Source organism: Martinezella tropici, assembly GCF_008370325.1.
GTDB classification, from domain to species: Bacteria; Pseudomonadota; Alphaproteobacteria; order Rhizobiales; family Rhizobiaceae; genus Rhizobium; species Rhizobium tropici_B.
In genome coordinates this window covers 68,341-80,948 of the sequence record NZ_VNIP01000003.1, presented here as the reverse complement: position 1 = coordinate 80,948, position 12,608 = coordinate 68,341, and the positions used below count along the sequence as shown (strand labels likewise).

The window sequence follows — 12,608 nt, the reverse complement described above, 5'->3', positions numbered from 1 at the left end:
TCGGAGATGTATTGAATGCTAACACTCACTTATCCGGTCTCGGTTTTTGGAGACGATGCCGATGACTTGATCTACGGACAGTATTGGGCGCAAACTTCACTGGATTTTTCGTTCACGACCAGCGGCGCGCAGTATGGCAGCTATAGCACCGGAGAGCAGCTGACATTTCAGCCACTCAATGTAACCATGCAGGCCGCGGTGAATTCAGCGTTGGCACAATATGCGGCCGTCTCGAATCTTTCCTTCAACGAAAAAGCCGATGCGGGAAGTGCTACAATTCGATTTGGCATGTCGGATGAGGCGCAGGATACCGCCTATACGTATTTTCCATCGAGTTCTGATCTTGGTGGTGACGTCTGGTTTGGTACGCAGACCGGCACAAGTGCGATGACCGATCCGATCAAGGGTAATTATGCCTGGATCTCCACTCTGCACGAAATCGGACATGCACTTGGCCTTAAGCATTCTTTCGAGCCCTCATTTTATAATTCCTCGAGGATGAGTATCTGGCATGACAGCATGGAATTCACTGTCATGAGCTACCGTTCTTATTTTGCGGCATCGACGAGCTTTGGTTATACAAACGAAGATTTCGGCTTTGCTCAGTCATTAATGATGTATGACATCGCGGCCATCCAGAAGTTGTACGGGGCTAATTTTACAACGCATTCCGGAGATACGACTTACACCTTTTCACCCACGACCGGTGAAATGTTCATCGACGGAGTGGGGCAAGGAAAGCCTGGCGACAACCGTATTTTTCTCACCGTTTGGGATGGCGGCGGCAACGATACCTATGATTTCTCAAACTACACCACAAATCAGTCTATAAATTTGCAACCTGGCAGCTCGTCGTTGATGTCATTTGCGCAGACCGCTTACCTTGGGGATGGTAACTTTGCTCATGGTAATGTCTACAATGCCCTTCAGTACAATGGCGACAGCCGCTCGTTGATCGAAAACGCAATTGGCGGATCGGGCAACGATACGATTATTGGTAATGCCGCAAACAATACACTCAAGGGCGGCGCCGGTAATGATTGGCTAAATGGCGGCGCCGGCAATGATTGGCTCGATGGCGGAGCAGGCGTTGATACGGCAACCTTCAACTTCAGCCTTGCACAGGCATCGGTCGATTATCGTTACCAAGCAGTGGTGGTTAAGGGCGCCGGAGCGGTGGAAAGCTTGGTTTCAATTGAGAAGCTGCAGTTTACCGATAGAACGGTTGTTCAGGGTGACGGCTTAGTCGATGATATGTTCTATTACACCCATAATCGGGATGTCCTTAACTCAGGCGCTGATGCGGGCCAGCATTATGATCAGTACGGCTGGAAGGAAGGGCGTGATCCGAACAAATTCTTCGATACGTCCGAATATTTGGCGAAGTATCATGACGTTGCTGCTGCGGGAATCGATCCCCTACAACATTATGATCAATTCGGATGGAAAGAAGGACGAGATCCCTCGGATAGTTTCCATACGTTAGAATATCTGCGGATCAATCCAGATGTGGCCGCGGCTAAGATCGATCCGCTTGAGCATTATCTGAATAACGGCTTCTATGAAGGGCGACCTGTGACAGCAAAAGATTTGCTGAACAACGGTTCATTCTATTTTCAGCACAACCCGGACGTGGCTGCGGCTCATTTAGATCCAGAGCAGCATTACAATCAATATGGCTGGCATGAAGGGCGCGATCCAAACGCGTTTTTTGACACCTCAGCATACTTGGCCAAGAACAAGGATGTGGCGGCAGCTGGAATAAACCCGTTCACGCACTATCTGGAGCATGGCTGGCATGAGGGGCGCGATCCCTCCGCCAATTTTGATACCGCGGGATATCTGAAGTTGTATCCCGATGTCGCCGCCGCTGGGATCAACCCGCTTGTACACTATTTGGAGTTTGGCATCTTTGAGGGCCGGACCTACGTTAATGACGGCGTGCTCGCATAAGTTGGACTTCAGGCTCGTTATAGATTTTCTTAAGTCGAACTCTGCTCCACGGTAAACGCTATCGGTTTTCGATATGTTGTGAATCCGAGTGGTATCAATAACCGCCCGGCTGGGGATGTTTGGCGAGCATGAGGTCTCTCAGCCCGCGGCTGCCGTCGCGGTTGCCGGTGGCAGCGACTGCTGTGAAGATGCGTTCGGCATCGTCGTACATTTTGAGATTGAGATAGCAATATCCGCGCAGCACCATGAGATCGACGCGCTCCTGCTGCAATTGTGCGCGCTGGTCGAGATAGAGCAGCGTCTCATGGTAGCGCTTGCTCGAGAAGGCGGATAGTGCGCGATCGGAGAGTATGGCTACCTGCAGCTCGGCGGCGCGTTGATGGCTCATCGGGGCCTTGGTTGCGGCCACCGCTGCGTTGTTGGCGAGGCCTGCACGAAGATAGGCAAGGCTTTGGCCATAGGCTGCCTCTTCCCGCGACTTGGAATCGGCATTGTTCAATGCGACGCCGAAGGCTTCCACCGCCTCCATCGGTCGATTGAGGTTCATCAGGCACCAGCCGCGCGACAAGGCATTGGTAGGTGTGAGCAGCTCCGCATTGACGGTGGTCGTGCATCCGGATGGCTGCCGAGCTGGGCGCACAGCCGATCTGGTGCGGGTTTCCGATTCAGCATATTTGGCTGGTGGGATACGCCGCCCAGGCGCTACTGGCTGCGCCGCGATCGGAGCGTTGGTATTGGGCCCCGTTGCGGGGACTTGAGCTGTCCTTTGTGGAGCAACAGGCGCCGCATATTGTGGGATACTCTGTTGCGTTGTCTGTGGCAGCGCTTGCGGCGAGGCTTGCTCCGCCGCCTGCGCTGCCTGGTTGGGGGAGGGCAATGGTGCTGAGACAGGTGCGCGCTGCGCCGGCTCACCGAGGACGGCGATGCGCTGCGAGCGGCCGGCCCAAAGCCGTTGGACCTCGGCGACACCCTGCCGGTCATTCAACTGATCGCGCGTGATTGCGAGACCATAGGCGGAAGGTTCGTCGTCCGGCTTCCAGCGCAGAGCCGTCTCGAACCAGCGGGCGGCCGCCTGCGGCTGATTCAGCGTGCGGGCATACCAGCCGAATTGCTGCGCCGTCGGCACATATTTCTCTTTCACGATCTCGCCGGCAACGCGCTGCAGCACCTCCTCGCCGAGATTGGGTGGTGGTTGCAGGGCCATCAGATTGGCAGTTGCAGCAAGGTAGGTCGCCATCGCATCCTTGGATTCGTTGCGCCATTTGTACATGACGTCTTCTGCTTCCTGCGGTTTGTGGTCGGCGATCAGAACCAGGGCCAGTCCCTGCGAGATCGTTGCGGAATCGTCTTTCTCATGTGCGGCTTTGAACCATTGTTCGGCGTCGCTGTAGTTGGCGCGGCGCAGATAGTACCAGCCAAGGAGCGCATCATCCGATGCCAGACCCTGGCTGCGGGCGATACGTTCGACTTGAGACAGATAATCCTGGGCGACGGTCAGCTTGGGGTCTTCATTGCCCTCGGCTACGAAACGGCGGGCAAGATCTGTCCTGATACTATCGAACTCCCGGCCGCCATTGCCGTCGGGTTTCTCGAGCGCCAGCAGATCCTGCATCGGCTGGTATGACAGCAGGCTCGCGGCTTTCTGAATGGTGGCAAGCCTTTCCTGCGGGTTGGTGCAGGTCTTCAGAATATATTTGTAAGCATCCTGTCCGCGCGCTGCACGATCCGTGCGGATAAATGCTTCGGCAACGCGCCAGAGGATGTCGATGTCACTGCAGGTCAGCAGGCTTGGCGTATTGGCGCCGACGTCGATCACGGTCGCGTATTGCTTGAGGTCGGAGGCGTTGACAAGGCGAGTGCGGGCTTCTGCTACATCGAGGCGCTCAAGGAGATCGGTGGGCGGCTGCCAGCCGGTTTCGGCCGCCTGGCGATCGGCAATGGCCTTGCGCACTTCTGCATAGCGGCCCTCCGAATAGAGCTGCCACATGGCCTCGAGCTGCTTGTCTCCATTTTGCGGGACGGTCAGCGGATCGGCGGGTGGCGTCCAATTGGGATAGAGCGCCTGCAAGCGCGAGATTTCGGCCTGCAGCCTTGCCTTGTCGCCACGGCTGGCAAAATAGCGCAGTGCACTTTCATCCACCTTGGGCGGGTTAGTGCCGGGTTGAGCCTGGCTCTGTTGCTGCGATGACGGCTGTGGTGTCGATTGTGATGGCGGCGTGGTCTGTGCGACTGCGTCCGGCTCGGCCGAGCCCCCCTGCCGCGAGCTCGAAGGCTCGGGGAGAACTGGAGAGGGAGCGTTTGCCTGTATGTGATTGGCGAGTGCCCGTAGGTCGACAGGCTGTCCGTGAGTGTCGCCCTGCGTCATATCCGCAGCGAGCGTGATTTGCGGTTCCAGGCGACTGGATTTTGCCAGCTTGATCTTGTCCTCAGGCGAGTCATGATCCTTCGTGGCGAGCGTGAACCCCGCCACGGCGACAGCCATGAAAGCCATAATCAAGGTGGACTTTATAAACACTCCGGATGTTTCTCCGCGACGAAAGCCAGACTTAGCAGTTGCAAGGTGGCTGGATAGTAAAGCGATGGTGCGAACTGCCTGACCGAAGCTGGCAGTTTCGTTCCGTTCACCACACACGCCACAACATGGTTAACAATTTCATAACCGGGCTCAGAAAGCAGGTCCTTCGGCTTGCCGGTTGCAAGGTCGATCGTCGCCGGCACGTCTCCCTCGACAGTCATGCCTTGCCGCAGGCGCGTGAGCAGAGCTTTGTCGTCTATGCCAGCCCGCGCCAGGTAAAGCGGAATCCTGACAGCATTATAGCCGAATTCCGCCTCGAAGCCGTCGGCGGGTTCCGGCTTGGCCCTCAGGCTGACCCAATCGGCAGGGAGCTTGCGTGGGCCAAATTGCATCGTGCGCAGCAAGGCTAGACCATCGTCGCTCAATTTCCGCCAGCGGTCGGAAGGCGCCAGCAACGCCATGACGGGAAACGCTTCGAAGATCCAATAGGATGGATTGATGACAGGGCCGTCCTTGCGCCCCGGCGGCAGATACCCATCCACACCCGGGATGAGCAGCGTCCGCCCTCCGGAATTGACGACCACATGCGAGAGGATTACCTTGGCCATATTCGCGGCGGCCTGCAGATAATCCTTCCTTTCCCAGGCCGATCCTGCAAGCGCCAAGGCATAGGCGATCAACAGGTCGCCGTCGGAAGCATCATTCGTGTCCGTGACGTGAGGTGTGACCGCCGGATCCCATTTCCAGACGGCGAGGCCATCGTCGCGGAGCAGGAGTTCCGTGCGGGTAAAATACCAGATCTGCTCGAAATCAGCCTGACTATTAGCGAGATAGGCAAGAAGGAGACCGTAGCCTTGGCCTTCGCTATGGCTGATACCGTTATTGCCATTGTCGATGATACGGCCATTCTGATCGAGAAACTTCGCTTTATAGGCAGCCCAGGCTTGCGGATCGATCGCTGCGCGCTGAGCGGCGACCGGTTGGGCCGCCATCAGGGCGGTTGCGGTGCAGATCGCAAGAAGGGAGCGCCAGCCTCTCATTCGCGCCTGCCGATCTTGGAAAGGACGCTAGCCGTGCTGACGCCGAGCAAGAAAGAGGCGGCTACAAACAGGAGTGCGTAGGATAGTATGTTGCTGGAAAGCCAGTTTGCGGCGATCAACCGATAGTTTGTCAGCGACCACGGCTGGGATGTGACGAAAGTGAAGCGGCTGACGGGAACCGTATCGATCTTTCCGGTCTTGCCGGAATAGACAGTGATGCGACCGCTGATCTCAGGCCAGGTGCTCTGCATGGTCATTGCCTCCACACCGGAGCGCAGGTCTTGCGCACTCGGTGCGGTCACGGCGGTCCAGGTCGCATCATTGGTCGGATTTGCCTCCTGGGCGAAGAGAAGGCTGTTGACGTTCGACGGCGTGAACACCTGCTCCGAGCTGGGCATGAAGCGCAGCGAGCTCAGCGTGATATCGAAATTGCGGTGCATCCATTGCTGGAAGTGTTCCATCTGCCCTTGCAGCAGTCCGCCGCTGATGCGGGAGCGCCAATCGGCGATCGTCACGGAGGCTTCCGGCGTGCCGGTCTGACCCGGAGTGGGCGTCCGCCATGCCACCTGGCTCGATGACGAGATGTTCATTTGCGCGAGGACCGTCGACGGCAGTTGCGAGACGGAGCCGATGAACAGCGCGTTGCGGGTTCCGGCTGTGTTTGAGGAGACCGTCGGGTCCAAAGCGATGGGATGTCCGGCAACGAGCGCCATTCGACCAAGGAGCGTCGCGGCCGCAGATAGCGTGTCGGCATCCGCCCGGTCGATGAAGAGCGCGGTCGGCTCGCTGCCGCGATTGTAGGGGTAGCCAGTACCGGCGAATGCGGCAAGGTTGGGCCGCTGTGCGACCCTCGCAAAATCCGGGACGCGGAACTGGCTGGTATCGAACAATGCAAAACGCGGAGTCGTACTCGACGTTGCCGCAGGCGCGCAGGCTCGATCCTCGTCGGCGAGCAATATGGCTTCCAGCGTGATCGTGTTCAGGCCCGGCTTGAAATGGCGCATGGTGATACGGACGGGCAGTTGCCGGAAGATGCCGCCGCCGGTCGCCGTGATCGGCTTCGTCGTGGCGATGCTGCCGTTGACATAGACGTCGATATGGCTGCCCGGACGCACATCCTTGGCATAGGCTGCGTCAAGCAGGATGGTGGCTTCCCCATAGGCGTTCGCATAGAAATCGGATGGGATTGCTACGTTGAAGCTGGTGTGGAAGCGCCGTCCGGAGAATTCGGTGGTCTTGACGCCCAGCTGCTCGAAGGAGAGGCTAGTGCCTGAGTAGATCAGCGGCGCATCCGGAGCCGACCATCGTTGCGTCACCAGCAGATCCCGGCGGGTATCGGGATCTCGGTCGGTCGGAGAAACCACCATATCGATCGCAGAGGAAATCGCCTGCCAGGATGGACCGCTGATAAGCAAAAGCTGCTGCCCGCTACGCGGATCGGTCGCAAATGTCGCCAGAGCTCCATTTTGCGCTGAGGCCGGAACCGCAAAGACGGGTTGCAACTCCGCCGGCGTGCCGACGATAACAGCCATTTTGCCGGGACCGGGTGAGGGCAGTGCGTCCGTATCGAACGAGAAGGTCTCGTTCGGCATTCCGCTGAGCAGGGCGAGGCCCTGCGCGAGACGTAGTATAGGCTTGGTCGTTCCGGGTTGTGCAAGCGCCGGCACGACAAGATTGAACTGCGTCTTGCCGGCTCCGTCGACGCCGATCGCACGGATCGCATCGGTGGTCGACAATTTTTCCGCCTCGCTGCTGGCGAAGCTCAGATAGGTTCTTGCGGGATCGATGTCCGACCAGAGCTCGTAGGTCGAGGGGATATCGCAATCGACGCGGTGGCGTTGCGCCGCCTCGAAGGTCAGCAGATTGGCGCCGGGTTGCAGGAGCCCGCGCGGGATGTCGAAAGTGACATCCGATTCGTTATCGGAAGAGCCGATCTGCTGCTGGTGCACCACGCGATCGTTTAGTAGGACGGTAAGCTGCGAGGCTTCGGGAGCAACGACGACAGCGTTCTGATAGGCAAAGCTCAATTTCGCCGGTGCCGCAGCCTGTTCGGGCGTCAGATAGATCGACCATGACCTGCGATCGGCCTCTCCCGCCAATCGCAATTTGGTGAAGGGAACGACATAACGCCGAAACGCGGGCGTGGGTTCAACAGCGGCTGCCGGTTTTGCCTTCGGCATTGGCTGCGGGCTTGCCTGAACCGGGGCGACGGGTGTTGTGGCCTGCGGCGCAGCGGTTTGCGGCGTGGCGGCTGGCGGCGTTATGACCAGAGGCGGGGTAACCTGTGGAGCAATGGTCTTAGGTGCAACGGCCTGAGGAATTGTGGCTGAAGGTGCCGTCGTCTTGGGCGGTTCGGCCTGTGGTGCTGTCGTCCGCGGTGTGATGATCTGCGGCACTATCGGCGACGCCCCTTTCGGCCGCTCGCCGGACATGTCGAAAGGTGTCGTCTGCGCCTGCGCGGCTGCAGCGCCGAGGAGTGTAATAAGAGCTGCAAGGATCTGAGTAGACAGGATGCGGTTCATCAGCTTCTCGCCTTCGCCTCCTGCCGCTGCTGGGTGCGATCCGAGCCCACGCCCCTGAAAAGATAGATCAAACCGCGGCTGGTCTGATAGAACGACAGGCCCAGGAACCAGATCGTTCCCCGGATGATGCCGGGGTTGCGCCGTCGCGCTTGCTGGAACTTCGTCCATTGATCGGAATTGGCGAAGACGAGATCGGCAATCAGGCGATGGTCGGCGGCGCCCTTCGGAACATACTGACATCCAACGGCCGTGATGTCGCCCGTTTGTTCGATATTGCGGATGACGACCGACAAGGTCACCATGTCGGCACCGCTATAGGGCTGGAAGCGAATGGTGGCTTCCGAACCGACCTTGATCGGTTCCATGCCCCTGTTGAAGACGTTCAGCCTAGCGCCATGGACGGAAACATCCTCGATGGATGCGGAGTTCCAATTGCCGTCGGTCCCGAACTCGCTGCGTCGATCCACCCTGACGCGCCGCGAGGAGGCGCGCTCCCCGCGTTCCGAGACGACACCGAGTGCACAGCCCGACAGGATCAGGTTGATGAGGTTCCAGCCGCCGACGACAAGCGTGACATCCGCCTTATAGGGCTCCGCATAGACGCGGTATATGGTGACCGCCAGCGCAATGATCTGAACGGCGAAGATGACGAAAAACGGACGGCTGATCTCCGAGAGCCGGCTGACGGCGATCGATTCGTCCTTGGCCGTGACCTTGAAGGTCGGCTTGCGCGGATTGAGCATGACCGAAACGACGGCAGGCAATAGATGCACCGTCTGGACATATTCATAGAGCTCGGAAATCCATGGCCAGCGGAACGAGCCGTAGAGGTAGTTCTGCATCATCAGGTTCACGAGCATATAGGCAAGCGTATAGGCGAGGAATTCGCTGCCCGACGCCGTAAAGATCTCGAGATCGAAGAAGAGATAGAAAAGCGGCGCGAATAGGAAAATGACGCGTGGGAATGGAAAGAGCCAAAAGAGCGTTGACGACATGTAGCAGAGGCGCTGCGGCAGCGTCAGGCCGCGCTTCAGGAGAGGAAAGCGGAAGCGCAGGATCTGCATCATGCCCTGCGCCCAGCGGCTGCGCTGGCCGATGAAGCTTGCAAAGGTCGCCGGCTGCAGGCCGGCAATCAGCGGCTTGTCGACATAGATGCTGTTCCAGCCGGCTCCGTGCAGCGCAAGTGCGGTTTCGCAATCCTCGGTGATGCTGATGCCGCTGAAGCCGTTTTGCGATTCCAACGCCCGGCGGCTGAGCACCGCGGCGGACCCGCAGAAAAAGGCCGCGTTCCATTTGTCCAGGCCGCGCTGAATGATGCCGTAGAACATCTCGTTCTCGCTCGGCATGTTGTCGAAGGTGCGCAGGTTGCGCTCCAGCGGATCCGGATTGATGAAGAAATGCGGCGTCTGCACGAGGAAGAGCTTTGGATCGTCCTCGAAATATCCGACCGTTTCAAGTAGAAAATCGCGCGCAGGCGCGTGGTCGGCGTCGAAGACGGCGATCAACTCGCCGGTCGAATGCTCCAGCCCGTTGTTGAGGTTGCCGGCCTTTGCATGTTCATTGCGATCGCGTGTCAGATACTCGACTTCTAGATCGGTGCACAGCTGCTTGAGTTCATTGTGGCGTGCGATCGCAGCCTGTGATTCCAGAACCTTCGTGGAGTTGCGCTTCTGCGCGGTGCCACCGTCGTCCAACAGCCAAACCCGGAGCTTGTCGGCCGGATAATCCATCGCCTTGGCAGAGGCGAGCGTATTGGCAAGCAGATTGGTATCTTCATTATAGGATGGTACGAATACGTCCACCGTCGGGAAATTCTGTGTCTTGGCCGCGTGTGCGGTGCGCGGGGGCAGTGGGGTCGCGACGATGAAGAGGCTGAGCATCAGCATCGCGACGTTGTACATTTCGGCGAGATAAAGCAGTAGGCCCGGGATGAAGTTTTCCAGCTGATTGATCGGTGGCAGCGTGTAGGAGGTGCGCCAATAGACATAGCGCAGCACGACGGCGGTGCCGAAGGCAAGGGCGACCAGGCGCCATGTTCCCTGGCGCTTGAGGACCTTGATCACGGCCATGATGGTAACGACGACCGTGCCGGCAATCAGCTGAGTTTGAAGGTTGACCGGCAATGTGATCAGCACGATGCCGCATAGCGCTATCACGGCCCATATCAAGATGCTGCGTGCTGTGTGCATCGGTGTCCCTTCAAAGGTATTGCCTGACGCCATCCTGGCGTCCCCCAGCCGTCCTGTTTGCTAGCGGCACGGCTGGGATATGCCAGCTTCTCCGTTACAGTCGGGTAAAGGCACGATGATATTACTTGCGGTATTTGTAGACGGCGGCTGCACCATCGAGCTTGGCCCGCTTGCGCCATTCGTTTGTGGCGGCACACCCTGCCCGTCGGGCAAAGGTACGCGCGGCCCGACCATCGGCGGCAGGGTTGGCTGGACTTGTGGCTGCGGCTGCACCGCGGCCGGGCGGCGGATGACAACGGTGCGTGCTGTTGCGGGGCGGTTCTGGTAGCCGATGCCGATCGGCGCTGTACGATAGGTCGTCGCATCGGGATAGACCAGTTCGCCCGGCTTGCCGAGAACCGCATCGGCTCCGCGTGGCCCGCCGAAGGGGTTCAACGCGGCACCGGCGAAATGGCCTGTTATCGTATAGCCATAGACGGTGCTCAAGAGCTGGCGTTCCGTCGCGTGGGCGTCGCAGAGCCGGATGCGCACCTGCACCATGCCGAAATTGCGTTGCTCCTGCGAGGGAGCAAAATCGGCCTTCACCTGCTGCCAGGCAAAGAGACAGGTATCACCGGCCCTGCTTTGGCCGGAGGCATAGCCAAACGAGCCGTAGCTGTTCTGGACGAATATCGTCGAGCGAGCGAGCCGCACGCCGGGGATCGCAGCCGCCATTTCACGAGCGATCGCACCCTCGCTGACTGTCTCGAAGGGCCTGCTTCCGAGCCCGGGATTGGAGCCTGTTATGCCCAGAAACTCTACCTTGAGAAAATTCTGACCGGGAACTGAAGATGAGGTGAAGAGCGAGATCGTCTGCTCGACATCTTTTGCGTGCCTGCGCTCCACCACATTGACGATCGCCGGTCCGCCTGGGGGCGGGAAGGCAAGCGCCTTGTCGGCGGCAACGGTATCCGCGCCGATCGACTGGCGAACCTGGCCGGTTGTCGTACATCCGGCGCCGAGGCAAGTTAATATTATCAACGCTATCGCTTTTGAAAAATGCATCTCGGGATCGCGGCAATCGTGTGTGGTCGCATTCATCGCAAATTGCGCGACGCTCTTTAGAATCAAGCCCTTGTAATCAATATAGCAAAGAAAGGCGATTATGGTTAACCAGGGGTTAATTTTGCTTGATGGCTCTCCGAAACGACTGGAAATCCGCGCCGAATACAGCCTATCGCGCCGGCTGCACGAGCAGGCGACGCGTTGCCGAAGAATGGGCTGGAGCCGCAGGTGACAAGCGAATGAATTTGCTAACTATTTCACTCTGCGAAATGCGATCTGCACAGCCCTGTTCAATGCGGACGGGAGGACCGACATGTGGTTCTCTCCGGCATATTCTTCAAACGTAATCGTTTCTGTGGACGACGCCAATCTGGCCCATCTCTCAGCCATATTGCGGGCGAGTTCCACCGTGCGCGTCTCCTTTGCGCGTTCTAGCCGCTTTTGTTCCTCCGGCGTACCTTTGTGGAAGGGAGCAAGGGTCTCGCCTTCATACTGGCCGGCGGAAAGGTGCAGTTCGATGTCGAGAGGACTCTGATGGTTGTCCAGGAATGCGCTCTCGGTCGAAAGAATGGCGCCGTCTTCCCAGTAGATCGCTGGGCTTGCCGAAATCCAGCGGCTGAAGGCCGCTGATTTCGCCATAAGCGCGTAAAGCACGAAAAGGCCGCCGAACGAATGGCCGAAGAGCGCCTGACGCGATCGATCGATCGGAACCTGCTCTTCGACCCAGGGCTTGAGTTCGTTTTCGATCAGCGTCAGGAAATGCTCGCCGCCGCCAGTTCTCACATCGGGTGTGTCTGGGAAGAACGGCGGATAGATCCGGCCGGGCGGGGGGCTGAGATCCCAGGAACGGCGAAGCGGATCATACGGCTCGTCCGTTGGATAGCCGATGGCGACGACAACGCCTTCGCCGACATTGGTCCCATTCGGGTAGCTCGCCTGCACCTTCAGCGCATCGACGGCGGTGGCAAAGCAGGCATTGCCATCCGTCAAATAGAGGACCGGCCATCCCTCCGGCGGAGCCGGCTTGCTAGGGCGATAAAGAAAAATCCTGTGCGGTTGATCGGCATTCTCAAACTTCAGATCGGCAAACGTGCAGCCAGCAAGCATGACGGGCGCTGGAGCAGCGGCTGCTTCAGGTAATGACGGTTGTGGCATGATCTCTCCGGCTGACCGAATATTTGGAGCGCCGGATTGTGCGGCGTCTCCAATGAAAAAGATGATAAGATTCCTCATATTATCGGAGGCGCAATCTGGCAAGCCGCTCAAATGAAGCGATAATGCAAGTTACGGCTGTGCATTTTCTGCAGTCCGTGGATTAAACGAGCCACTTTGCAACAAGGATTCG

Annotated in this window: 7 protein-coding genes; 1 reads left to right on the top strand and 6 read right to left on the bottom strand. The window is 58.5% G+C overall.

Annotated elements, in window-relative coordinates; translation table 11 throughout:
• Window positions 1–15 precede the first annotated feature (15 nt).
• Entirely contained in the window at window positions 16–1,953 is a 1,938-nt protein-coding gene (locus tag FP026_RS30720) for a M10 family metallopeptidase (RefSeq protein WP_149633210.1), read from the top strand.
• A 94-nt stretch (window positions 1,954–2,047) separates the two neighbouring features.
• Here the strand turns inward: FP026_RS30720 and FP026_RS03295 are convergent, their stop codons facing one another.
• The 6 genes from FP026_RS03295 to FP026_RS03270 all read right to left on the bottom strand — a co-directional run bounded on the left by FP026_RS03295 (window position 2,048) and on the right by FP026_RS03270 (window position 12,418).
• A complete protein-coding gene (locus tag FP026_RS03295; protein ID WP_246665223.1) occupies window positions 2,048–4,468 on the bottom strand; it encodes a cellulose synthase in 2,421 nt (806 codons plus the stop codon).
• On the bottom strand, window positions 4,459–5,508 hold the full coding sequence (locus tag FP026_RS03290) for a glycosyl hydrolase family 8 (protein ID WP_149633209.1): 1,050 nt from the start codon (window positions 5,506–5,508) through the stop codon (window positions 4,459–4,461). Before FP026_RS03290 ends, FP026_RS03295 begins: the two co-directional genes overlap by 10 nt.
• Window positions 5,505–8,030, bottom strand: coding sequence for a cellulose biosynthesis cyclic di-GMP-binding regulatory protein BcsB (locus FP026_RS03285; RefSeq protein WP_149633208.1), 2,526 nt, complete (start codon window positions 8,028–8,030; stop codon window positions 5,505–5,507). The genes FP026_RS03290 and FP026_RS03285 overlap by 4 nt, the downstream gene beginning before the upstream one ends.
• Window positions 8,030–10,219 (bottom strand): UDP-forming cellulose synthase catalytic subunit, encoded by a 2,190-nt coding sequence (bcsA, locus tag FP026_RS03280; protein ID WP_149633207.1) that lies wholly within the window; start codon window positions 10,217–10,219, stop codon window positions 8,030–8,032. The genes FP026_RS03285 and bcsA overlap by 1 nt, the downstream gene beginning before the upstream one ends.
• 60 nt (window positions 10,220–10,279) lie before the next feature.
• The gene (gene bcsN, locus FP026_RS03275) at window positions 10,280–11,263 is read right to left on the bottom strand and encodes a cellulose biosynthesis protein BcsN (RefSeq protein WP_149633647.1); all 984 of its coding nucleotides are present in this window, start codon (window positions 11,261–11,263) and stop codon (window positions 10,280–10,282) included.
• A gap of 252 nt (window positions 11,264–11,515) precedes the next feature.
• The gene (locus FP026_RS03270; protein WP_149633206.1) at window positions 11,516–12,418 is read right to left on the bottom strand and encodes an alpha/beta hydrolase; all 903 of its coding nucleotides are present in this window, start codon (window positions 12,416–12,418) and stop codon (window positions 11,516–11,518) included.
• Between the last annotated feature and the right edge of the window lie 190 nt (window positions 12,419–12,608).

Bases quoted from the DNA above. Each gene is read 5' to 3' on its own strand.
- FP026_RS30720 (WP_149633210.1), top strand. From the start codon at position 16: ATGCTAACACTCACTTATCCGGTCTCGGTTTTTGGAGACGATGCCGAT.
- FP026_RS03290 (WP_149633209.1), bottom strand. From the start codon at position 5,508: ATGAGAGGCTGGCGCTCCCTTCTTGCGATCTGCACCGCAACCGCCCTG.
- bcsN (WP_149633647.1), bottom strand. From the start codon at position 11,263: ATGCATTTTTCAAAAGCGATAGCGTTGATAATATTAACTTGCCTCGGC.
- FP026_RS03285 (WP_149633208.1), bottom strand. From the start codon at position 8,030: ATGAACCGCATCCTGTCTACTCAGATCCTTGCAGCTCTTATTACACTC.
- FP026_RS03270 (WP_149633206.1), bottom strand. From the start codon at position 12,418: ATGCCACAACCGTCATTACCTGAAGCAGCCGCTGCTCCAGCGCCCGTC.
- bcsA (WP_149633207.1), bottom strand. From the start codon at position 10,219: ATGCACACAGCACGCAGCATCTTGATATGGGCCGTGATAGCGCTATGC.